The sequence below is a fragment of the Bacillus sp. BS1807G30 genome (assembly GCF_040047675.1).
GTDB lineage: Bacteria > Bacillota > Bacilli > Bacillales > Bacillaceae > Bacillus > Bacillus altitudinis.
Map to the genome: position 1 here is coordinate 2,881,360 of NZ_CP157353.1, position 22,315 is coordinate 2,903,674.

Genomic DNA, 22,315 nt, shown 5'->3' on the forward strand with positions numbered 1-22,315 from the left:
CGTTTTCTTTGTTATGCTTGCGCCTGACGCTTCTTAGACGCTTCGTTTACTTGTTCGTCTGCATGGTAAGAAGAACGGACAAGCGGTCCAGCTTCACAGTGGCTAAAGCCTTTTGACATGGCAATTTCCTTCAGCTCTGCAAACTCATCTGGATGGTAGTATTTTTGCACTTTCAAATGCTTTTTCGAAGGTTGTAAATACTGACCAATTGCCATGATGTCGACGTTATTAGCAAGAAGATCATCCATAACTTCAATGATTTCTTCCTTCGTTTCACCGAGTCCAATCATAATGCTTGATTTCGTTGGAATGTCAGGCTGCATTTCTTTTGCACGACGCAAGAATTCCAATGAACGATCGTATGTAGCCCGTGCACGAACTCTTGGTGTTAACCTGCGTACTGTTTCAATATTGTGATTTAAAATATCAGGGCGTGTATCCATTAACGTTTTCAAATTATCATAATTGCCACCCATGTCTGAAGGGAGAACTTCAATTGTTGTGAATGGACTTTTTCTTCTAATGGCACGAACAGTTTCAGCAAATACGCCTGCTCCGCCATCTTTTTGGTCATCCCTTGCAACCGCTGTTATAACAGCATGCTTTAAATTCATCAAAGCCACTGAATCTGCCACGCGTTCTGGCTCTTGCAAGTCTAACTCAGTAGGAAGTCCGGTTTTCACCGCACAGAAACGGCATGCGCGCGTACAAACAGATCCGAGGATCATAAATGTAGCAGTTCTTCTCACTGCCCAGCATTCGTGAATATTCGGACATTTCGCTTCCTCACAAACGGTATGCAGGTTGTTTTCCCGCATCATTTTTTTCAAACCGGTATAGTTTTCATTCGTATTCAGCTTAATTTTAAGCCAGTCCGGTTTTCTTACGTGCTCTTCCTTCTTTGCCAATTCCATCATCTCCATATGAATTCGTTAAAGGTGCATATACAATCATCTTCCTGCTATATACGATGGATGCAGCTGTTGCCGCAAAAAATTGAATCTTCGGCCTAAGGCCTTTTCTTTAGACACTTTAACATAGTACAGATTGAACAACAAGGGAATGAGCTGCAAAAATACCCAAAAGACTCCTAAAATAACAGAAGAAAATTACTAACATTTTCTTCTTATGAAATAACGTGATCAAACCACACTAAACGGTAGAAGGTATGTTCGAAGAAAGGAGATGGACGTTTGTGAAAGTGGTTTTAGCGATCATCATCGCTCTTTCAATGATTCCCGCATCAGTCCAAGCACAAGGGCCAAACAAACAGCCTGGTGAATTAAAACAGCGAATGGCACTGTATGAAAAGATCGCCATCACCACACAGGTCCCGTGGTATGTACTTGCTGCGGTTGATCAGTATGAACACAATATACGCAAAAGTAGAAGAGATTTACCAAAACAAACAGGTGTGATTGGCATCTACATTCCCCGGGAAATGTGGATAGGACCAGAAAACCCAAATAAGCAGGATACCTCTCCATTAAGCATTAAAGTGTTCGACGGTATTGGGCTTGATGGTAATGGGGATGGAAAAGCAGAAATCGATAACGATGAAGATGTCCTGTTCACGTTTGCTCAATACTTGCTCCATTACGGCAGCAGCATCGACCAATTAAAAATCGCGCTGTGGGATTATTACGGACGCGATCAAACCGTTGGAATCATTTCATCTTTTATGAAGCTCTATAAGCATTACGGCCATCTTGACCTTGGAAAGCATGCGTTTCCTCTTCCGGTTGGCGCTGACTACAGCTACAGGAGTACATGGGGTGATGCGAGAGGCTTTGGAGGCAGAAGAATTCATGAGGGCACTGATCTTTTTGCTCATTACGGTCTTCCTGTTCGTGCGACATCGTACGGCGTGATTGAAATGAAAGGCTGGAATCGCTTTGGCGGCTGGCGGATCGGCATTCGAGATATTCATAATCATTATCATTATTTTGCCCACTTAAATGGCTTTGCAAAAGGACTCAAAGCTGGGCAGATTGTAGAACCTGGTCAAGTCATCGGATCAGTCGGAAGCTCCGGTTACGGTCCACCTGGCACAGCAGGAAAATTCCCGCCACACCTTCATTACGGCATGTATAAAGACAATGGACGAACTGAATGGTCGTTTGATCCTTACCCTCATTTAAGGGCATGGGAAAGAGCCGAGCGGAAACGTCGATAAATAAAAGGAGAAGTTTAGCGATACCGCTTGCTTCTCCTTTTGATATGTATCAACATTTCCCCGGTCATCACTTGTCTGCTGTTACTGCTTATGCTTCTCTTTCAATCCTAATACTAAAAAAAGAATACCCATGATGAAAAAAAGGAGATACACAACTGTTACTTCAAGTGGAATCATGTCAAACATCCCTCTAAATAAGTCGACACTCAAACTGTCACTCCCAGCTAATAATATCGATGCTGACATATATTTAGCACTAAATACAATGGCAAATACTAAAAAACAAAATCCGCTTACATGAATTTTCTTCATATCAATCAAATCCTCCTCTCACTTTCATAACAGACGATCGTGAAAAATCAGCCTTCAGGATAGCTACACTATTCAAAAAAAGAAAACAATGAACATTTATCATGGCACGTGATCCGTATGGAATCAAGTGGTTAATTAGGATAAGATGAACAGATCACATAAAAAAGTCTAAGCATCGCAGCCAATGAAAGATTACTTCACAAAGAGTTAGGGGGTTGTTTTTTGAAAAGAGGACTGACCTTTACCATTCCAAATGAATACGGAGTCTTCCTTGGAGAAGTGCTAAAACCGATCGACATCACCAAATTCAGCTGGCGAATCGATACCGAAGACTCGAATATACTAGTTGATGGCGAAAAAGATGAAGAACTTTTTCCTGAAGGTAAAACAGAAATGGACGGTATAGAACTCAAACACCTCATTGAAAACAAGACGTATTATATGATTTTCGCCGATTTACAAGCATATCCAAAAGGGACATTGACTCATATTAAGACCTATGAAGAATTTATTGAAAGCCAATGCGAGCTTGTTCTTTTAGTAGCCGATTGCTCCTATGTCACGATCTATTGCAAAAATAAGGGAACACTCGAATGGCTATACAAGAATGCAGTTGAATGTGGATTTGAAGACGTGACCTATATCACCGATGAAAATGATGCAAGGACAAGACTGTCTGTTTCGTAACAATAAAAAGTGCATCACAAAAACACTATATGCAATCACAGCGTATGAAAAAAACAGCCCAATTCGTCCATTGGGCTGTTATTCTTTCTTCTCCTTTTTTTCTGGCAGAACAATCGATGGAGCGCCTGAATTTGTTCCGCTGCCATTATAATAATCTGGGACGTCTCCTTGAACGGCTTGGATGGAGACAGGCACGGAGTTTTTGACGACGATGGTTTCTGAGGCGAATGGGATGATGACTCTCACTTTCACCTCAATGAGCACACTAATATCAATCAAGGCATTGTTGATGCCATATGGCTTGATGTTTTTTTCAACGTCCGTATGCGGGTCACCAATGACACTAAATCGTACAGGTACTTTTGGTCCTAGGTTGGCGATAAGTGCATTTCCGGACGCTTGCCCAAGCGGAATGTTATATATAATGCCGTCATGTCCATCTGTTTGATCCTTTAATGCTTCTTTTGCCTCTTTTTGAAAATTCCCCTTTTCAATGTCCTCTAGATTTTTTTGAAGGTGACGTGACAGGTCAGCCATTGCTTTCGATGTTGCTTGCGCATTGAAGTCGATAGTTGTCACTTTGCCGTTCTCACTTGTATTCATCACAACCATATCCTTCATATTCTCCTGATCATCTGCAAAATCCTGAACAGAATATTGGATGAGATGATTGGCAATTCGTTCTGTTTCTAGTTCAGCAATGTGAATCAAAGTCGGTTTAATGGAACGATTGATGAAGAATAGGCTAATGACAGTTGAGAGCACAAAAAATAATATGGCAAGCAGCATGACATAACGAAATGGCAGAGGGCCCTTTTTATAGGGGCGATAACGGCGGTTCAATCTCAATAAAAAATCCCCCCTTCTCCATTACAAGTGTATGCAGACAGGCGGGGGGATAGGAATCATCTGTTCATTTTATTTCACCATTTTTAATAATGCATCTCTTCCAATTGTGCCAGCATGAATGCCGAGCGACTCAGCGGCATATGTCACAGATTCTAAAGGTGCATCCAGCAATTGCTCGATGGTTCTTACACCGACTGCTCTTCCTGCGATGATTCCTCTATCTGCAAGCTTTTCATTTAGGAGCCCGACATCAAGTGCACCGCACATAATATAACCATGCTCATTTGTCACTGCCATGAAATTGGTCTTTGGCAGTTTGACGGTGACGGCTGTAAAGGAATGGCCATCAATTGTAATAGGTGTTAAATTCACCATATCCCTTCACTCCCTTCAACACAATCTATGTGAAAGGAGGGCAAGTGTTGTTAGGCTGGAGCGGATTTCACTTTGCGTCCTTCAATCGCCAGCTCAGGACATCACGTAAAAATTCCGGCATGAAATATTCAATGTGTTCATGGTCACGTATATGAGGAAAAAGAGAGCCAAGTGTATACATATCCACTGTGCCAACCGTATAAGAATCATCTTCTTTGACGAGTTGATCGTTTACATAGACATCTTTTACTCGTTTGGTTTCGCCCTCTTCTAATGAATAAGTCAAACCGCTGTATAGCATTTTCCCCATCAGTTCGCCTCTAAAGCCAAAGCCTTTGATGCGTAGCTGTTCCATTTTTTCTTCACAGCCACGAGACACTGTTTCGATCAATTGCTTCCCAGTAAGTGTCACCCTGATTGGATTAATTGGATGCGGGCATATCCGGTGAATGTCCTCTCTTGTGACGATGCCAGCCTCTAATGAATCAAGCACCATCCCTGCATTCATCATGCCGATATCTGCCTCGCACCATTCTCTAATGGCATCTGTTAAAAGCTGCGGAAGCGGGGAGTCATCAAACCACTTTGTTTCGAGCTTTGATTCAATGGATGTCACTTTTTCCTGCATGAGTGACTTCGCTCGTCTTTCAGCTTTCTGTAAAGTCGTGATCGCTTTATCGGATTCACTGATCAGCTGGTCCACTGATTGCACCGTCGCTTTTTTCTCGATGAGCTCGCTACTCGCTGTATCAATGGTCAGCTCGACACAGCCAATATAATGCCCATACTTTTCAGCACATGCAAGAAGAACTCCATTATCCATCTCGCCCTGTTCTAAAAGATGATGCGTATGTGAGCCTAAGATGATGTCGATTTCCGGGAAGTCATGGGCTACCTCTCGATCATGGATGATGCCTAGATGGGAAAGAAGAACAATGACATCGGCTTGTCCCTTCACTTCTTGCAGCATCTCCCGTATGCTCTCAAATGGGTCTGTAATGTCCCAGCCCAGCTTTTCATAGACAGGTGTATACGCAATGGTCACCCCTAAGACGGCAATCTTCAGGCCATTTTTCAATGTGATCACTTCATAAGGCTTTGCCCACGATGGCCTTTTGCCTTTTTCAAATAAATTAGATAAAATCACCGGGAATTGCGCGTCTTTGTACAATTGGCCGAGCTGCTCATGAGGCAGCGTAATGCCTTCATTATTACCAATTGTGACTCCATCATAGCCAAGCTGATTGAGGAGTTTGACATTCACTTTTCCATAATCCGCTTCTGATACAAGGTTTACTCGATCCATATGATCGCCAATATCAAATAAGAGCATCTGATCGTGAACTTGACGCTTTTCTTCAATATAAGCTGCGATTTTTGGCCAATTTTCAAAGTGGCTGTGCAAGTCGTTTGTATGATATAACCATAGCTTCTGCAGCATGTTGATCTCTCCCTCAAGTTGTCACTGAACCGTCTCGTTCAAGTTGAAAGCCGCAGCTCTCGTTTAACTAAATAAATCTAACTGCTTCGGGGATAAGCTTGAATACGTCAAATCCAGCAAATCAATCATTTGCTGGCCATTCGTCGCCGCATCTCCGCCTGAGTTATTATTAAATACGACATATACATCTTTCGACTGCTGATGCAGGATGTCGAGGTTCTTTTTCCATTCCTTTAGTTCAGCTTCATTATATAAATATAAGTAACGAACTTCACGCCAGTTCTCATGATCTGCCGGGTGAAGCCAGCCTTGTTTATTTCTTCCGTGGAAACGGACCAATGTTTTGTCACGGTGTGTGGCTTTTATGACTGGCGGTATAGACCCTTCTCCGACTTGCGGTTCATCACAGACGGAATGAATCCACCCTTCTTTCTCCATAAAGGATAAGGTTTGTTCATAAAACTCATCTGAAAACCAAGTCCGGTTTCGGAATTCGAGTGCACAAGGAATGTCCCCCATCTTCTCCTTACACCATCTTAAATAGTGGACGTGCTCCTTTTTGCAATCAAACCATGGTGGAAATTGAAACAGAACCATCGCCAGTTTCCCTGCTCGAATGAGAGGAGTCAGTGAAAGAATAAAGGCATCAAACATTTCTTCCTTTGAAGCAAACGGGATCTCGCCTCTTTGATGCCCGGTCATTCCTTGATATGCTTTCACGACAAATTGAAAGGCGTCTGGCGTATCTTTTATCCATTTTTCATGGTTCCGCTCAGGCTGAACAGCATAAAAGCTTGCATCCAGTTCCACAATGGGAAACGTTGATGCGTAGTGAAACAGCTTTTGAGAGCTGCCGATTCTCGGCGGGTACAGACTGTCATGATCGCCCCAGCCAGTTAATCCGATATAAATCATCTATCTCACCTCTTGCCACTTGCTTGTCTAAACGGATTTTCCCATTGAAAGTCTTTGTTTCTTGGGATACCCATCTTTCTGAAAGAAATTCTTCTGTCTACAACATATCATATTTACCCATTTTTCTGAATGAAGATGACTGATGTGACGTGATTTTGCTCTGCCATCTTTTTTGTGATATTACATCACAACTTTCTATCTAAATTGAATGAAGCTGATAACATAACATTTATATCAGAGACTTTGACAGCGATTGTCCATTTTTTTATTCATCTTCACCAAAGGCTTCAGCTCTAAAAAAGGAGAATGAGTGGATATGAACATTGTCGATCATCATGTTGAAGTATTGCAAAAAGTGGCCCAAAGAATTCATCAGCCTGTCTATTTGATCAATCAGTATGGACGTATTCTTTTCACCTCATCCCAAGGTATGACAAACCCAGATTGGATACAAATGCTCCGCTTGTTTCACAGTACGCAGCAGCATTATTTTTCTATGGTTCATTCAAAAGAAAGCGTTTCTGTTTTTCCTATCTATATAAACGAACAAGCTTATGATTATTTAGTCGTTCCAGCCTTCATTCATCCTCAAGACGATATGGAGCTACATTTGACCATTGTACAAGCTGTAAATGCCATGTCCATTTCACGTATCAAACAACATGCCATCAAGCAATCTACAGGGCGAGCCAAAAATGAATGGTTTCGCAAATGGATGGAGGGAACGATTTCCTCAGAGCAAGATGTCGCCTGCCTGGCACGCATGTTTGGATTAAACACAACGATTCCCTATATATGTATCGTCTGTCAACTTGATCAGAGCAGTCATTTCACTTGTTTCCTTAAGCAGCAAACCCTTGTAGATGATGTGTTTGCTTTACTTGAAAGCACCCTTTCGCACTGTCCATTTCCCGCCTTTCTTTTTGTCAAAGGAGATATCGGCATCTTCCTTATAGAAGAGACTGGCGGCTGGCTGGCAATGAACAAATCGATCTGCTCTTTTTTAAAACAAATGCAGATCCTTATTAAACAACATGTGAATGCCACCATTTCCTTTGGTGTGAGCTTAAGCGGTTATCTCATCACCGATCTGCCAAAAGGATTCAGTGAAGCTGTCCATGCTCTGCAATCAGGCCAGCTCTCATTAAGAGCTGAATATATTCAGTTCTATCAAGCAAAAGATGTGTCAGATTTACTGAAGCTCATCCCACCAAAAGATTTAACAACATTCTATGAGCAGTACCTCCACCCATTATATGAACAACCACAAGTCGATCCAAACCTTCTCCACACCTTATCTGTTTATGTCGAAACACATTGCCATATTTCAGAAACAGCCAAGCGTTTATCTGTTCATCGCAACACCGTGATATATCGACTGGAGAAATGTGAAGAACTGCTTCAGATCAGCCTAAAAGATCCTGACGCAACATTGCGCTTGCGCTTAGCTTTGCGTATTCAAAAGCACCTTTCATCCGATTCGGATTGAATCTTTTTTTCTTACGTCTCATATATTTTGGAGGAGAAATGTGAATGACAAGGAGTGGTGTCAAATGGATGAGGAGATTCGTCACATCCCGCAACCGATTCGAGACGATGGAGCCGGCGCAACCGATTTAGGCCCGCGAGACGTTCTGCGCGATATGGAGAACCCAGATATGTTCGTTCCCCCTAAAACGGATGCGGGGACGATTCCTAATTTAAAATTTTCATATTCTGATACACATATGCACTTGAATCATGGCGGCTGGTCGAGGGAAATTACCGAGCGAGAGCTGCCTGTATCAACAACTATTGCTGGTGTGAACATGCGGCTTACGCGCGGAGGTGTTCGTGAGCTTCATTGGCATAAGCAGGCGGAATGGGCGTATATGATTTTAGGTAAAGCCCGGATCACATCTGTAGATGCAGAAGGACGGAATATGATCGCTGATGTAGAAGAAGGAGACTTATGGTATTTCCCGCCCGGTATTCCGCACTCCATTCAAGGTCTTGAGGATGGCTGTGAGTTTCTCCTTGTGTTTGATGATGGTGCTTTTTCTGAATTTGATACGTTCACCATCACAGACTGGTTTGCTCATACACCAAAAGACATTCTTTCTGCTAATTTCGGCGTGCCAATCAAGCTATTTGACCGCATTCCACATAAACAACGCTATATGTTTCAAGGCTCTTCACCAGCATCCATTGAAAGCCAAACAGTCTCTGATCCATACGGCGGCATCAAACCGCCATTTACCCACCAGCTCCTTCGTCAAAAACCAATCGTGACCTCTGGTGGAACCGTACGAATTGTCGACTCACGCAATTTCCCAGTATCTAAAACCATTGCTGCTGCACTTGTGGAGGTAAAACCTGGCGGGATGAGAGAAATGCATTGGCACCCGAATAATGATGAGTGGCAATACTATTTAACCGGCACAGCCAAAATGACGGTTTTTGGAGCAGGCGGGACAGCTCGCACCTTTAATTACAGAGCAGGTGATGTTGGTTATGTTCCTTTCGGAATGGGGCATTACATACAAAATATCGGGCAAACGAGCCTTTGGTTTCTAGAAATGTTTAAAAGCGATCGATTTGCAGATATTTCATTGAACCAATGGATGGCCTTAACCCCTCCTCAATTAGTGAAGGAGCATTTGCATGTGGATGATGCATTGATTCATGCGTTGCATAAAGAAAAATCACCAGTTGTGAAGTATGAGCGATGACGAAAAAAACCGATCCATTTGTGCTGATCGGTTTTTTCTATGCTGTCTTTACGATACGGCATGGGAATGTTGCTGCGCTTTTTTCGCCCATAAAATAGAAGCAATGAAACTCATACAAAGCACCAGCGTTCCAAACATAAATGGCAGCTCAATATTCACATCAAATAAAATACCCGCAAGACTTGGCCCGACGATATTCGCAAGGCTCATAAAGGAGGTATTGAGGCCGCCTGCTACCCCCTGCTGATTCCCTGCCATTTTAGATAGTAATGTATTGAGAGCTGGACGAACAAACGAGGTGGCCGATAAAAATAAAATGGAGCCCGTAAAAATTAGCCAAAAGGAAGGGGCAAAGCGGCAGGCGATCAGCATAAATGCCGCAGCTAAAAGGGCATAACGAACAACTCGCATTTCGCCAAATCGTTTCACAAAGGTATTTACTAAAGCACCTTGAACAATGACACCGGCAAGTCCAGCTACCGTAATGACAAATGCAATATCCTTCGGTGTAAAGCCATGTTTTTGGTCCACATATAAGCCAAAGATCGATTCAAAATGAATGATTCCGAAATTCAAAACAAAGGCCAAGATAAACAAAAAACCGTATGGTGTTTTTAAAGCTTGAATCATCTGCGTAAAAGGATTGAAATGAAGCTCTTTATTCAATCGTGCTTCTTCCTGCTTTTCTTTTGTTAAGGTTTCAGGTAAGAACAAGAAAGACAACAGCGTCGACAGGGCTGCAAAAGAACCAGCGATGAGGAAAGGAAAAGCAATTCCAAACTCAACCAAATAACCGCCCACACCCGGTCCAATGACAAAACCAAGTGTCATTGCAGCACTAAAAAGACCCATCCCTTTCCCTCGGTCCTTTTCACTTGTGATATCAGCAATGTAGGCAAACATGGCGGGCATCAGCAGCGCACCAGCAGCTCCGCCTAAAAATCGAGACACAAACAGCATCCAAAGCTGATCGGCAAATGCAAAAATAAATTGAGCTACCGTAAAGCCGGCAATCCCGGCAATAATCAATTTTCTGCGTCCAAATCGATCAGTCAGCGCTCCGGCGACGGGTGATAAGGTAAATTGTGTGAGGCCAGTTGCAGCAACGAGGAAACCAAGTGTTTTCCCAGTTGCGCCAAAGGCTTCAATATAACTTGGCATGACAGGAACGATCAGACCAAATCCAAGCATGGCGATAAAAATATTGAGCATCAAAATGTATAATCTGCCCATTTTTTTCATATCAAAACCTCTTTCTTCAAAATAAATGAAAATGATGACAAAAATGATAAGAACTTCTTCAGTATAGCGATATCGCTCTCTATAAGTCTAGTTTTTCAAAAAACAGCGTTTTTTCCCAAATAAAAAATACCCGCAGATGGCGAGTATTTTGAGTATCCCTTTTTTATTCAGCTTGTTCATAGATGGAGAGAGCCGCCTGTAACCCAACGCCACAATTGATGGCTGCGCCGTATTTCATCAAGATGGCTTCAAGGCCTGCTAAAACAAATAGAATATTTTCCTTTCGGCAGCTATAACCCATTGAGCCAATTCTCCATATCCGTCCTGCAAGCGGCCCAAATGAACTCGCAATTTCAATTCCAAAATGATGAAGAAGATCAGCCCGGACCGCTTCTCCGTCGATATCACTTGGAATGACGATACACGTCACGACCGGCATTTTGCAGTCTGGATCACCAAATAATTCAAGCCCCATCGCTTCAAGGCCTGCCATTAAAGCCTTTTCATGAAACAAGTGGCGCTGAAAACGTTCCTCCAAGCCTTCTTCCAGCACAAGACGAACCCCTTCTCTCAGTGCATAAAGCATCGTCGTCGCTTCTGTATGATGATTTAACCGCCTCGGGCTCCAATAATCTTGCAGCTGGCTTAGATCAAAGTAATTGCTTTTGATTGGAGAAATGTCTACCTGTTTCTGCAGTTCGTCCTGTGTTGCAATCCCTTTTTCTACTTTCTTTCTCGATTGTACGACATCTGCCACCCGGTCATTATATGTGATCGGTGACATCCCTGATGGAACAGACAAGCATTTCTGTGAGCCCCCAATTGCCGCATCAATTTTCCATTCGTCTACCTTGACCTCGACACCACCAATTGTCGCCACAGCGTCTACAATAAAAAGCGCATCAAGCGCTCGGCATGCTTCACCAATTTTCTCAAGCGGCTGTAATCTTCCGGTAGATGTTTCACCGTGAACCATCGCAACAATTTTCGGCTTGACTTGATGCATCTCTGCGATGATGTCGTCTTGCTTAAAAACCGTTCCCCATTCACATTCCATTGTATGTACCTCAGCACCATAGCGCTGTCCAATTTCAATCAGCAAATGACCGAAGCGTCCAAAGACCGGAACGAGCATCACATCTCCGGGCTCGATCACACTGGCAAGCACAGCTTCAAGTCCTGAGCGGGACGTCCCATCAATTGGATAAGCCCATTCATTTTCTGTTTGAAAAAGTGATCGTAATAAGGTCATCGTTTCATTCATGATCTCTGTAAATGCAGGATCAAATTGACCAAGAATTGGTGTACTCATCACCCGAAGGACTCTCGGATCTACTTCGACAGGTCCTGGTGTCATAATGGTTCTAGTAGGTGTGTGTAGTTCTTTCACGTTATCCATCCTCTCCCTTGCTGTGTCCATCCTTATATGCCCACTTATACAGCAATGCTGATAAAATAGCAATCTCTTTTCTTACGAATTGATTACATAAAATTTACGATAAATCCATTTATTTCTTTATGGCAATATGATAGAACTAAAGAGTATACATTCCCTATGAAGGAGGAAATAGAATGAAAAGGTCTTTATTTGGAACTGTGGCCGCCGGAATCATGATTTTCGGTACATTTGCCGCTCCGCTGCCTCCCGCTGCAAATGCTCAAGGCTTTACTCTGAATGAACCGAGTCAAACCATCACCTTTTCCCCGTTACAGCTACAAACCGAAACATCTGCTCAACATGCGAAAACAACCGCTTCAAGTCAAATTGATTCCTATTACCAATCTGCTACTGGCAAATCTGGGCCTGCTCTTAAGAAAGCATTACACGATATTATTGATGATCATACGCAGCTATCCTACAGCCAGGTTTGGGATGCATTAAAGAAAACGGATGAAGATCCAAAAAATCCAAGCAATGTGCTCTTGCTCTATAGCGGTATCTCCAGGTCAAAGCAAGCAAATGGAGGAAACGTGGGACAGTGGAACCGGGAGCATGTGTGGGCTAAATCTCACGGCAATTTTGGGACGAGCCAGGGACCTGGTACAGATCTCCATCACCTTCGGGCAACAGACGTACAAACGAATAGCACACGAGGAAATTTAGATTTTGATATAGGCGGAAATGAATACAAGGGAGCGCCGGGCAACTTCTACGACAACGACTCATTTGAACCTCATAGCCGGGTGAAAGGAGATGTAGCAAGAATGCTCTTTTATATGGCCGTCCGATATGAAGGCGATGACCGCTTCCCAGATTTAGAATTAAACAACAAAGTGAATAATGGAAGCGCCCCTCTTCACGGCAAAATGTCTGTCCTCTTGAAATGGCACAAGCAAGATCCAGTCGATCAAATCGAACGAAATCGTAACGAAATCATCTATCAAACGTACCAACACAATCGCAATCCTTTTATTGATCACCCTGAGTGGGTAAGCGATATTTGGGAATAAAAAAGAGAGGCACTGCTATGAACAAGCAGTGCCTTTCTTTTTTTCAAGCGGACAGACCAGACAATAATCAAGACTCTCTGATTTCTTCTCAAGCTTATAATACATACAGCAAGTCTTTCGATTTGATGTGTCTAGCAAACTTTCATCTAAATTTAAGCTGTGCTGAAAAGGATTTTGCTTCGCTCCGAAAAGATCACCCGATGCCTTCTTCAGAAACAAATAATCCTCCCGTACGCGCTCTTTCATTTTAGGCTCTTCCGTTTCTCGCATCATGCTACGGTAAAGAGAATTGATACGTACCGCTACATTTTCCCATAAAATTGAATACGGAAGTCTTGAAGTACGTTTCAATACATCTAAAAGAGGTGTGACACACTGCGTAAATAGCGTGCGGACGACCTGCTCTCTCCACTCATGACGATCTCCTTCTAACTGAACAAAAGAACAGAGCGTTTCATCTAGCTCAATTTTACGATCTTCTCTAAAGACACACGCCTCTGGTGAAAACCGATAGACAGCATCATACATCGTCATCAAGTACAAAGTAGAACTAACAGCTAAATAGGCATAGCGCTTTGAAAACATGGATGCCGCCACTGCTATATTCGGGGCATGCATCGCTTCCTTTTCAGCTTCTAATAAACGTCTGATAGATGCTTCTGAAAAAAGCGCAGCAAGTGTGCGATCAGATGTCATTGGTCCATTTGTGATGTGTACCCCGAAATCAAGTAATTCTCTCTCAACCCACTCTGGCCTCATATCAAAACCCCCATCTTTCGTTTAGCGATTTCGCTGTTGATATAACAAATAAATAAAGAACGGTGCACCAATTGCCGCCGTAAACACACCTGCCGGTACATCTAACGGGAGAAAAGCCGTTCTCGCAACTAAGTCTGCCAGCATCACAAGAATACTTCCAACAAGCGCAGATGCTGGAACAAGCGCAATAAAGGAACGACCGATGATCATCCGTGCAACATGCGGCGCCATCAGTCCAACAAATTCAATACCACCTGCGAATGCAACGGCAATACCGGCTAATGTCACACTCATCAGTAGAAAGAATAACCGCTTCGCCTGAACCTTGACCCCGAGACCTGTTGCAAGATCATCTCCAAGCTCCTTCACATTCATCGTTCTTGCCAGCACCATGACAATCGGTAAAATCATCAATACCCAAGGAAGCATTGCGGTGACGTCCTTCATTGTAGAACCATATAAACTACCCGTCAGCCAGATGTATGACTTGGTCGTGGTCATCGTATCGCTGAGCACAAGAGTAAACGTCACACACGCCTTCATAATGGCGGAAATCCCAATCCCCATCAAGACGAGCGTGATCGGCTTGACGCCTTTTTTCCATGAAAGCAAATAAATCAGGCATGATACCGCAAAAGCGCCTGCAATGGCCCACAACGACTGATAAGCAATAGGCACAGTGCCCATCCAAAAGACGATGAACATAATGGCGCCAAACGACGCACCGCTCGTAATTCCTATGATGTCAGGCGATGCAAGCGGATTTCGAATGAGACCTTGTAAAATAAGCCCCGATACCGCAAGTGCCGCTCCCACTAAAACCGCAAGCAGGGTCCTTGGAATCCTCAGCGTATTTAATACAAACGTATTTCCCTCGCCTTGTCCGAAGATATGCAGCAGCACATCCGTAGGCGGAATAAAACGGCTGCCCATACAAAGGCTCAGAATAAATAAACCAAAGGCAATGCCTGTCAATAATAGTAAAATCAAAAACGTCCGCTTTGAAAATTGAAATGAAATGCGTCCGCCCTTTGAACGCACTGTATATGTTTTAGCCACCTGTCTTCAACCCCTTGCGCACGAGATAAACAAATAGAGGCGCTCCTGCTACCGCCGTCATGACACCAATCGGTACTTCCTGCGGCATGATCAGAAAACGAGCGGCAAGGTCTGCGACAAGTAAAAGCGATGCCCCTACAACGGCACAATACGGCAGTACCCAGCGGTGGTCAGGTCCAACGAGCTTTTTCACAATATGCGGCACAAGAAAACCAACAAATCCAATGGATCCTGCGACAGCGACGGAACCACCCGCTAAAAAGACGACGAGTACCCCCATCGTCATCTTCAAAAGAAGCGTACGCTGGCCAAGCCCTTTCGCAATATCATCACCCGATAAAAGGACATTGATCGAGCGGCCAAGAAGCAGCGCCACAACAGTCGCCCCTAGAATATAAGGCAACACAGGCAGCAGCATATCTATACTTCTTCCTGACACTGAACCAGCCATCCAGAACAGGATGCTTTGAATGGACTGTTCATTCACGATTAAAAGTCCTTGAGTAAAGGACGCAAACAGAGCAGATATCGCAGCACCTGCGAGCACAATTTTGACCGGTGTCAGTCCGTCTCTTCCAATGGAGCCTAGAAGAAAGACGAGCATACCTGCAATGGCAGCGCCTAAAAAGGCCGTCCACATATAACCTGTTAACGACTCTGTAGAAAAGAAAACAATCGAAATCACAATAAAAAAGAGTCCACCTGCATTAATACCTAAAAGATCTGGTGCAGCCAGCGGATTTCTCGTCAATGCCTGCATGAGTGCACCTGAAATCGCTAGACTTGATCCAACGACCGTTGCAATTAAAGCTCTTGATAATCTGGATGTCATGACAATCACACTGTTTGGATCTGACTCATCGAACTGAAGAAACGCATGGATGGTGGCTTTGAGGGGAATGGAGGTTTGCCCAAGAGAAATACTGAGCATAAAAAAGACCAACATCAACACGATGAATCCAGCAAAAAGCAGTGCCTTGCTTGAATCCTTTTTTAATAAACTTCTCATCTGATTCCCGCTTTCAATCTGTTATGGAAAAAAGGAGAAAATGGTAAGTTCACATTTTCTCCTCCGCTCTACTTATTGATCAATTCCTAGACGATCATAAATATCATCAAGCATCATGTTTGCAGCAATGATTCCGCCTGCCATGTTCCAAGTGATTTCATCCACTTTATGCACTTGCTTCGCTTTCACTGCGTCAAGCTGCTTCCATAAAGGATGGCTCGTCCACTCTTTATACGCTTTTTCAACTGCCTTATCTTGATCATCCATAAAGTAATAGATCACATCTGCATTCATCTGTGGAATGCTTTCTTTATCTGTAAGTGTCACGATATCTTGCTTTTTATCTTTGACATTCTTTGGACCTTCAAATCCTAGTTCTGTTAAAATCGAACCCGCGAATCCAGTTTGATAGATTCTCGCATGGTCTGCACGGAAGTTGACCACTGCCACATTCATTGGCCAGTTTTTGATGTCCTTTTTCGCCTTTTCTTTGAAATCAGCGACACGGTCATCCCACTTCGTCAGCAATTCTTTTGATTTATCTTGCTGATCTAGCGCTTCACCCATTAACTTCACTGTATCTTTAAAAGTGAACACTGTTTCTGTTGCAACAGTTGGAGCAATTTCTTTCAGCTGATCAAAAATTTGCTCATGGCGAACTTTAGATGCAATGATCAAATCCGGCTTGAGTTTTTCAATTTCTTCTAAGTTTGGCTGTGTTTCCTGACCAACAATTTTAACATCCTTTAAATCATCTCTTAAATATTTATAAGTAGGTGTTTCAAGCCATGATTCTACAACACCAACTGGTTTAATGCCCATAGCGACTGCTGCATCTGTTGCTCCTTGATACAATGTCACCACACGTTTAGGCGATCCTTTAATTTCAGTTGAACCGATAGCGCTTTCAACGGTTCTTGTTTTCTCATTACTATCTGACTTGCCTTCATTGCTATTACTGCCACAAGCCGCAAGTAATACGATGGAGAGCACAACTAACAGCGACCAAAAAGATTTTTTGAACATGTACCTCACCTATCCATTCTATATGTAGTCACATCTTTTGATAACGATTCTCATTATCACACTATGATTTTATCATAGAAAAGGATGGTGTCAATGTAAATTTTTAAGAAAAAGGTAGAGTGTTGACTAGTTGTTCTTATGAAACAGAAGGATTCCACATTTGAATGTTCCTTCCAATCTGTTTTCCTGCTTCTAGTAAAATCGACAAATGCGTATGTCCTTCTAGCACTTGATAGACTGATTGTTTTTTGATTGGTTCCTTCGGCAGCTCATGATAGGGGAGAAATGTCTCGACGTCATACAGCTCATCCTTGCTGCCTACAAACATGCCATACGGCCGATCCATCTTCGCAAATTGTTTTTTAGGTGCAGATGGGGTTAAGGCAAGAGATAGATTGACGGTGATAGCCGTCAACAGAAGCGGATCCTGCTCGACTACCCATGCAGGATAATGAAAACGTACCGCTTCAGAATGACTCATCAGACTCCCTTTTGTCATCGCAGACAGAATGAATTTCCATACTTGAACGGTGGCAAAAGGGATTTGATCAGCCCTTGCAGTGCCTGACTTATAGCCAAATTCAGGTGCGATAAAAAAGTAACCGTCCACTTCTCTCTTTTCGGGCCAAGACATGTAGTTCAGAAGCAGACCCGCTCCAGATGAATGACCACAAAGATACATGGCTCCTTTATGCTCCTGTTTGATCGCATCCAAAACTTGCGAGATATCTTGCCATACATCCGTAACACTAGGTGTATCACCCTTTTTTCCTTGTGAATGGCCATGGCCTCTTAGGTCGAGTAAAAACACATTCACATGAAAATCATGTTGCAGCGTGGATGCGATATGCTCATAGCCAGCCAAGCTATGAGCGCCTCCCCCATGAATCAAAATCACATTGGCATGCGTCTTCTTTTCTGATAAAAATGGATAATAAGCTAGACGTATACCATCATGTGATTGAATGAATTGTCTTTCTGGAATATGAACAGGGGCTGCCTGCCGCATACTCGTAAATGAGAACGGTTCTGTCTCGGTATCTTTCAATTTTTTTCGCTCCTTCTATAATTATCTGTAAGTATTGAATCTAATTGTTTACTAAATATACATTTTCTATTTTTGTTATAGACTTAGATTGCAAACTGTGATTATCCATTTCTATGTAAAGGGAAAAATCATTGTTTTCAACAAAAATTATATCGCTTCCATTATTAAGTTTTATTTTTAATGATTTGCCTTCTTTTTGAGTATTACGAAAGGTATTCTCAATCATATTGAAGTCTAATTCCGTCCACTTGCCATTTATTATAATTTTGGTCATCCCCATTATCTTATGACTGATACTATTGGGAATCATTTTCTTTTGAAATTTTTCAGAAATATCTTCGTTATCTAATTGCTGAAATCCAATTTGAAATGCCTCTTTTTCAAAATAAGGTAAGTACATGTTTCTCCATAGTGATGAAACTTTAAATAGTCCAAATAATTTATATTCGATTCTTTCTGGCGTTTGTACATCAAATGCTTTGTCTAAAAGCGATTGATGTACAGAATCAATATCTGATACATCAATCATTAAGCATATTGCTCCTCTTGTGCCTCGATTATACAACTCTGTCCAATCTTTTTTCCAGCCACCGCCATCCTTCTGTGTTATATTCACTAATTCAAGATACTCTTTTCCAATCCAAAGATTGCTTATTTTAAAGCCTTTTGTTCTTTTACCTTTTTTAGGTGCATACGGAAAACCATTTTGTTGTATCATATCTATCATTTTTTTGTCTTTTTGATATTTATCATCAACATTGATAACAATATGATCGACTTTATTCATCAGTTAACCCCCCGTCTTAATTAAATGAATAACTTCATGAAGATACTTCATTTTCATTTCTTCCATTTCATAAATGTAATCAAACGTTAGCCTTGTTAAAGGAGATAAATTCATTTGTTTCTCTTTTTCTTCTTCACCCTTTTTTATTTCTGATAAATGTTTTTTTTGCGCTTCAATTTGAATATTTAATGATTTAACAGCTTCTTGTTTTTCAATTTCGTCAGCAAACATTAGTCCAGCAAAAAGTTGAGTTGGATAATTATTTTGAGATTCTACAAGACATTTCATCACACATTCTTTTTTGTATTTTTTTCCAAATTCTGTAATATCATAAATTTTAGTACGCTTTTTCCCTACCGTCCTAGTTTCACAAACTTTTATATAGTTTCCTTTTTCTAATTTATTTAGCGCATAATAGATTGAACCAACTAGAATTCCTCCCCATATATCTACCATTGTATTTTTTAAATTCTGCTCAACATCATACCCTGACATCGGTTTCATCGATAGTAATCCTAATATATATAAATTCGTCATCAGATTCCTCCTAATCAACATTTATTCACACTATACTCAACATTGAGTATAGTTTCAAGATTAGGGTGAAACTTTCTTTCATACTAAACACTTTTTCAGATTCCCCAAAAAAAGCCTAGCACGATGTTCATGAATGATGAGGTTTGCAATACGATGAGTGATCAACTGAACAGGTTGAAATTCAACAATTTCATTGAACTTCCCCTCAAATTTTAACCGTTCATTAATAGACAACCAGCTCAAGATTGTTCATGAGCGAACCACCTCGTTCAAATTAAAAAAAGACGAACGGTCATCGTTCGTCTTCTTCCCTCACTTCACTTCTTCATGCTCCTGAATCGCATGTCGTTTACTGGCGATAAAGAGTGCAACGGTCATGGCTAGAATGGTCAGCGCCCACCAGAAGGTCGATACAGCCTCTTCATGATCGATGATAATCAAACGGATGACGGCTGTGATGCCAATGTAAATAAAATAGCGGAGCGGAAAATGAAAGTTTGATTTAAAGTACTTAATAATTAAGGCAATAAACTCAAAGTACATAAAGAAGATCAGCAGCTCACCGAGCATTTCATAATAGCTTTCTCCTTTGTTGAGCAAATTATTGTAGACAAATTTGACAATATACCAAGTTTCACTAATTAAGAGGACGCTTAAAGCAATGGCCAGAAAAAACAGACAGATATTCAGAAGGCCTTGCAATAGATCGGGTACCTTATGGAAGTTGTTGAATCGTTTCATTAGATTGTCTCTCCATTCCATGTTATTTATTTGTTATCTATATTTTGATGTGCCAGAATCGCAGCACGATGTAGTAAACTCCGTTCCTTTCCATGCTTTCAAACTGCCCGTGCATACGGGACATCATTCGTTTTATGCTTCGTTCACCAAGTCCAGTGCTTTCCTGCGTGCCATTTGTCTCTTTTATCGCATTGCTGACATGGATCTCAAAGATTTCTTGATCGGATAGAAACGTGAGATCGATGTCTTTTTTCGGATTGGCGTATTTCAGTATGTTGGACATCAGATTATCAAACACTCGGCCAAGTTCCTCGACATTCACGTTGATATAGCTGTCGGGCAGCTCTCCTAAAAGATAAACCTTAAATGTCTCTTGCTGCAAGATCGACACCTGATCTGATAAGAGATCGTAAATGACCTCTTTGACTGCAACTGTCTCAAGCTCAGGTTCATGTTCTTTATCAAGTAGAAAATAGGCGAACAGATTATCAGATAGATTTTTCAATTGCACTGCTTTTTCATAAGCACTTGCTATATATTGATCCTTACGGGTATCCGCTCCATCCTCCTCTTTTTTCGCAAACTCCAAGTTCATCATCAGCGACGTTAGCGGTGTTCTCATATCGTGTGACATTTCAGTAACCAAGCTGCGGCTCTCTTCTTGCAACTCGTCGATGGCTTGAAGCTTGTCCAAAAAAGCTTTACGAAGGTCCTCAATACTTTTGGCAATCATCGCTAATTCGTCATGCCCTTTCACCGTCATCTCATAGTCCAGCTCGCCGCCTTCAAGAATATGAATGTCTTGGTGAATCGTTTGCAGGTAGCGTAAACTTTTGCGAATACCGAGAAGAACAATGAGGAGAAAAATAAGCGTTGCTCCAAGCAGCTCGAGCGTAAACGCAAGATCGTGGTAACGAGACGAATAGAAACCATCCACCATGACCCGACCTTCACCGTCGCTAAACTGAACAGGAAACGAATGATGATCGGCGTACTGGGTCACCTTTTCTTTCCCGTACGCCGATTCATCCGCAGCCGAATAGATGGAGTCATATTGTAGCACCTCATCCTTGAAGATAGTCAAATTAATGTAATTCTTTTTTTTCACCCACTCACCAAACGCTTGTCGATCTGTTGAAGACAGCTTATTCTCAGACACATAACGACTGAATTTTTGAATATATTTAGCCGACTCCTCCTCGTAATACTCGTCCGAACTCAAGTATCCATCAATGAGCTCATTGGTGATCTTTTGCAGCGTCATAAAAACAAGACCGCTCACAATGGCAGCCACCAAAATCAACAATGCCAGCTTTTTAGGTAGCGTATATTTACGATGTGCCAAATCGGTATCCTCTTCCCCATTCGGTTTTGATATATATAGGACGTGCCGGATCATCCTCAATTTTGGCACGCAGCTTTCGAATATGCACCATCACTGTATTGTTAGAACAATAGAAATAAGGCTGTCCCCACACGCTCTCATAAATATTTTGAGCTGAAAAGATTTTGTTTCGCCTGCTCATAAGCAGCTTCAACATACGATATTCTAAATCAGACAGCTTGAGTTGTTGATTTTCTTTCCACACTTCATTAAATTCTTCGCTCACCCTTAGCTTGCCTCCAACAAGATAAGTTTCTTCTTGTTCCTTCTTTTCCTGATAGACAGTATACCTGCGTAATTGTGCAATCACTCTAGCATGAAGCTCCTCTTGTGAAAAAGGTTTTGTCATATAATCATCTCCGCCGGCAAGTAAGCCGTCGGTTTTATCGAATGTACTTGATTTGGCTGTTAGAAATAGAATCGGGACATTAGAAGAGGCTCTTATCTGCTGGCACGTTTCGATGCCTGATATGCCTGGCATCATCACATCCAAAATCACCAAATCGAGCGAATCGTCCACAAACTTCAATGCTTGCTCGCCATTCATCGCTCTCAGCACCTCATATCCAGCACGTGTAAGGGATTCCTGCAAAAGGTCTCCAATATCTTGATCATCTTCTACAATTAATATTCGATGCGTCATGTCTCTCTCACCTCATGATACGTGATGTACTTTCTTTTATGACTTTACTATATATCATCTAGCTATGTGAAAAGATACAACATAAATCTTAACAGTTTATGAATTTGCCCCTCTGCCATCAATTCGTCACATTTGTTTTCAAAATATTGGATCTTCATAAATT

23 protein-coding genes are annotated in these 22,315 nt (G+C 41.9%); 5 read left to right on the forward strand and 18 right to left on the reverse strand.

From position 1 onward, the window contains the following. Positions 1–11: 11 nt before the first annotated feature. On the reverse strand, positions 12–908 hold the full coding sequence (gene lipA, locus ABG082_RS14975; RefSeq protein ID WP_008360456.1) for a lipoyl synthase: 897 nt from the start codon (positions 906–908) through the stop codon (positions 12–14). 323 nt (positions 909–1,231) lie between these two features. Between lipA and ABG082_RS14980 the strand changes: the two genes are divergently transcribed. Further along, the gene (locus tag ABG082_RS14980; protein WP_272511323.1) at positions 1,232–2,176 is read left to right on the forward strand and encodes a M23 family metallopeptidase; all 945 of its coding nucleotides are present in this window, start codon (positions 1,232–1,234) and stop codon (positions 2,174–2,176) included. 81 nt (positions 2,177–2,257) lie between these two features. Here ABG082_RS14980 and ABG082_RS14985 read toward each other — a convergent pair whose 3' ends face one another. Beyond that, positions 2,258–2,488: a hypothetical protein gene (locus tag ABG082_RS14985; protein WP_008346846.1), complete on the reverse strand. Its 231-nt coding sequence runs from the start codon at positions 2,486–2,488 to the stop codon at positions 2,258–2,260. Between the two features lie 222 nt (positions 2,489–2,710). Between ABG082_RS14985 and ABG082_RS14990 the strand changes: the two genes are divergently transcribed. Continuing rightward, positions 2,711–3,175 carry a DUF2691 family protein gene (locus tag ABG082_RS14990; RefSeq protein WP_116306153.1) on the forward strand — a complete coding sequence of 155 codons (465 nt, stop codon included), beginning with the start codon at positions 2,711–2,713 and terminating at the stop codon, positions 3,173–3,175. A gap of 78 nt (positions 3,176–3,253) precedes the next feature. On the opposite strand, the gene yunB is transcribed toward ABG082_RS14990, so the two are convergent. From yunB to ABG082_RS15010, 4 genes are all read right to left on the reverse strand, one after another. Then, complete coding sequence (gene yunB, locus ABG082_RS14995) at positions 3,254–4,024, reverse strand: sporulation protein YunB (protein ID WP_007500406.1); 771 nt, start codon at positions 4,022–4,024, stop codon at positions 3,254–3,256. Between the two features lie 69 nt (positions 4,025–4,093). Beyond that, on the reverse strand, positions 4,094–4,399 hold the full coding sequence (locus ABG082_RS15000; RefSeq protein WP_007500404.1) for a DUF1805 domain-containing protein: 306 nt from the start codon (positions 4,397–4,399) through the stop codon (positions 4,094–4,096). A 67-nt stretch (positions 4,400–4,466) separates the two neighbouring features. After that, positions 4,467–5,840, reverse strand: a complete 1,374-nt coding sequence (locus ABG082_RS15005) for a bifunctional UDP-sugar hydrolase/5'-nucleotidase (RefSeq protein ID WP_272511080.1) — start codon at positions 5,838–5,840, stop codon at positions 4,467–4,469. A 63-nt stretch (positions 5,841–5,903) separates the two neighbouring features. Next, positions 5,904–6,755, reverse strand: a complete 852-nt coding sequence (locus ABG082_RS15010; RefSeq protein ID WP_007500400.1) for a DUF72 domain-containing protein — start codon at positions 6,753–6,755, stop codon at positions 5,904–5,906. Between the two features lie 316 nt (positions 6,756–7,071). Here ABG082_RS15010 and ABG082_RS15015 point away from each other — a divergent pair, with 316 nt between their 5' ends. Together ABG082_RS15015 and ABG082_RS15020 are read left to right on the forward strand one after the other, a co-directional pair. Then, a complete protein-coding gene (locus ABG082_RS15015) occupies positions 7,072–8,244 on the forward strand; it encodes a helix-turn-helix domain-containing protein (protein WP_050826580.1) in 1,173 nt (390 codons plus the stop codon). A 64-nt stretch (positions 8,245–8,308) separates the two neighbouring features. Beyond that, positions 8,309–9,466 (forward strand): oxalate decarboxylase family bicupin, encoded by a 1,158-nt coding sequence (locus tag ABG082_RS15020; protein ID WP_007500396.1) that lies wholly within the window; start codon positions 8,309–8,311, stop codon positions 9,464–9,466. 48 nt (positions 9,467–9,514) lie between these two features. Here ABG082_RS15020 and ABG082_RS15025 read toward each other — a convergent pair whose 3' ends face one another. Continuing rightward, the gene (locus ABG082_RS15025) at positions 9,515–10,708 is read right to left on the reverse strand and encodes an MFS transporter (RefSeq protein ID WP_348936211.1); all 1,194 of its coding nucleotides are present in this window, start codon (positions 10,706–10,708) and stop codon (positions 9,515–9,517) included. 163 nt (positions 10,709–10,871) lie between these two features. Beyond that, entirely contained in the window at positions 10,872–12,107 is a 1,236-nt protein-coding gene (locus ABG082_RS15030) for an alanine--glyoxylate aminotransferase family protein (RefSeq protein WP_348936212.1), read from the reverse strand. A gap of 173 nt (positions 12,108–12,280) precedes the next feature. On the opposite strand from ABG082_RS15030, the gene ABG082_RS15035 reads away from it, so the two are divergent. Further along, positions 12,281–13,159: an endonuclease gene (locus ABG082_RS15035; RefSeq protein WP_348936213.1), complete on the forward strand. Its 879-nt coding sequence runs from the start codon at positions 12,281–12,283 to the stop codon at positions 13,157–13,159. 15 nt (positions 13,160–13,174) lie between these two features. Here ABG082_RS15035 and ABG082_RS15040 read toward each other — a convergent pair whose 3' ends face one another. The 10 genes from ABG082_RS15040 to ABG082_RS15085 all read right to left on the reverse strand — a co-directional run bounded on the left by ABG082_RS15040 (position 13,175) and on the right by ABG082_RS15085 (position 22,152). Next, positions 13,175–13,918 carry an IucA/IucC family C-terminal-domain containing protein gene (locus ABG082_RS15040; protein WP_348936214.1) on the reverse strand — a complete coding sequence of 248 codons (744 nt, stop codon included), beginning with the start codon at positions 13,916–13,918 and terminating at the stop codon, positions 13,175–13,177. Between the two features lie 21 nt (positions 13,919–13,939). Then, positions 13,940–14,977, reverse strand: a complete 1,038-nt coding sequence (locus ABG082_RS15045) for an iron ABC transporter permease (protein ID WP_039963820.1) — start codon at positions 14,975–14,977, stop codon at positions 13,940–13,942. Further along, complete coding sequence (locus ABG082_RS15050; protein WP_048002542.1) at positions 14,970–15,986, reverse strand: iron ABC transporter permease; 1,017 nt, start codon at positions 15,984–15,986, stop codon at positions 14,970–14,972. The genes ABG082_RS15045 and ABG082_RS15050 overlap by 8 nt, the downstream gene beginning before the upstream one ends. A 72-nt stretch (positions 15,987–16,058) precedes the next feature. Continuing rightward, positions 16,059–17,012 (reverse strand): iron-siderophore ABC transporter substrate-binding protein, encoded by a 954-nt coding sequence (locus ABG082_RS15055; RefSeq protein ID WP_113747018.1) that lies wholly within the window; start codon positions 17,010–17,012, stop codon positions 16,059–16,061. 136 nt (positions 17,013–17,148) lie between these two features. Next, a complete protein-coding gene (locus ABG082_RS15060) occupies positions 17,149–18,060 on the reverse strand; it encodes an alpha/beta fold hydrolase (RefSeq protein ID WP_234781029.1) in 912 nt (303 codons plus the stop codon). A gap of 40 nt (positions 18,061–18,100) precedes the next feature. Further along, on the reverse strand, positions 18,101–18,847 hold the full coding sequence (locus tag ABG082_RS15065) for a hypothetical protein (RefSeq protein WP_057079117.1): 747 nt from the start codon (positions 18,845–18,847) through the stop codon (positions 18,101–18,103). A gap of 3 nt (positions 18,848–18,850) precedes the next feature. Next, positions 18,851–19,384, reverse strand: coding sequence for a PadR family transcriptional regulator (locus tag ABG082_RS15070; protein WP_057079116.1), 534 nt, complete (start codon positions 19,382–19,384; stop codon positions 18,851–18,853). A 312-nt stretch (positions 19,385–19,696) separates the two neighbouring features. Further along, the gene (gene psiE / locus ABG082_RS15075; protein WP_057079115.1) at positions 19,697–20,125 is read right to left on the reverse strand and encodes a phosphate-starvation-inducible protein PsiE; all 429 of its coding nucleotides are present in this window, start codon (positions 20,123–20,125) and stop codon (positions 19,697–19,699) included. A 37-nt stretch (positions 20,126–20,162) separates the two neighbouring features. Continuing rightward, complete coding sequence (locus ABG082_RS15080; RefSeq protein ID WP_057079114.1) at positions 20,163–21,470, reverse strand: HAMP domain-containing sensor histidine kinase; 1,308 nt, start codon at positions 21,468–21,470, stop codon at positions 20,163–20,165. Then, positions 21,457–22,152 (reverse strand): response regulator transcription factor, encoded by a 696-nt coding sequence (locus ABG082_RS15085; RefSeq protein WP_057079113.1) that lies wholly within the window; start codon positions 22,150–22,152, stop codon positions 21,457–21,459. The genes ABG082_RS15080 and ABG082_RS15085 overlap by 14 nt, the downstream gene beginning before the upstream one ends. Between the last annotated feature and the right edge of the window lie 163 nt (positions 22,153–22,315).

Bases quoted from the DNA above. Each gene is read 5' to 3' on its own strand.
- ABG082_RS14980 (WP_272511323.1), top strand. From the start codon at position 1,232: ATGATTCCCGCATCAGTCCAAGCACAAGGGCCAAACAAACAGCCTGGT.
- ABG082_RS14985 (WP_008346846.1), bottom strand. From the start codon at position 2,488: ATGAAGAAAATTCATGTAAGCGGATTTTGTTTTTTAGTATTTGCCATT.
- ABG082_RS15000 (WP_007500404.1), bottom strand. From the start codon at position 4,399: ATGGTGAATTTAACACCTATTACAATTGATGGCCATTCCTTTACAGCC.
- ABG082_RS15005 (WP_272511080.1), bottom strand. From the start codon at position 5,840: ATGCTGCAGAAGCTATGGTTATATCATACAAACGACTTGCACAGCCAC.
- ABG082_RS15010 (WP_007500400.1), bottom strand. From the start codon at position 6,755: ATGATTTATATCGGATTAACTGGCTGGGGCGATCATGACAGTCTGTAC.
- ABG082_RS15015 (WP_050826580.1), top strand. From the start codon at position 7,072: ATGAACATTGTCGATCATCATGTTGAAGTATTGCAAAAAGTGGCCCAA.
- ABG082_RS15020 (WP_007500396.1), top strand. From the start codon at position 8,309: ATGGATGAGGAGATTCGTCACATCCCGCAACCGATTCGAGACGATGGA.
- ABG082_RS15025 (WP_348936211.1), bottom strand. From the start codon at position 10,708: ATGAAAAAAATGGGCAGATTATACATTTTGATGCTCAATATTTTTATC.
- ABG082_RS15030 (WP_348936212.1), bottom strand. From the start codon at position 12,107: ATGGATAACGTGAAAGAACTACACACACCTACTAGAACCATTATGACA.
- ABG082_RS15035 (WP_348936213.1), top strand. From the start codon at position 12,281: ATGAAAAGGTCTTTATTTGGAACTGTGGCCGCCGGAATCATGATTTTC.
- ABG082_RS15040 (WP_348936214.1), bottom strand. From the start codon at position 13,918: ATGAGGCCAGAGTGGGTTGAGAGAGAATTACTTGATTTCGGGGTACAC.
- ABG082_RS15050 (WP_048002542.1), bottom strand. From the start codon at position 15,986: ATGAGAAGTTTATTAAAAAAGGATTCAAGCAAGGCACTGCTTTTTGCT.
- ABG082_RS15055 (WP_113747018.1), bottom strand. From the start codon at position 17,012: ATGTTCAAAAAATCTTTTTGGTCGCTGTTAGTTGTGCTCTCCATCGTA.
- ABG082_RS15065 (WP_057079117.1), bottom strand. From the start codon at position 18,847: ATGAATAAAGTCGATCATATTGTTATCAATGTTGATGATAAATATCAA.
- ABG082_RS15070 (WP_057079116.1), bottom strand. From the start codon at position 19,384: ATGACGAATTTATATATATTAGGATTACTATCGATGAAACCGATGTCA.
- psiE (WP_057079115.1), bottom strand. From the start codon at position 20,125: ATGAAACGATTCAACAACTTCCATAAGGTACCCGATCTATTGCAAGGC.
- ABG082_RS15085 (WP_057079113.1), bottom strand. From the start codon at position 22,152: ATGACGCATCGAATATTAATTGTAGAAGATGATCAAGATATTGGAGAC.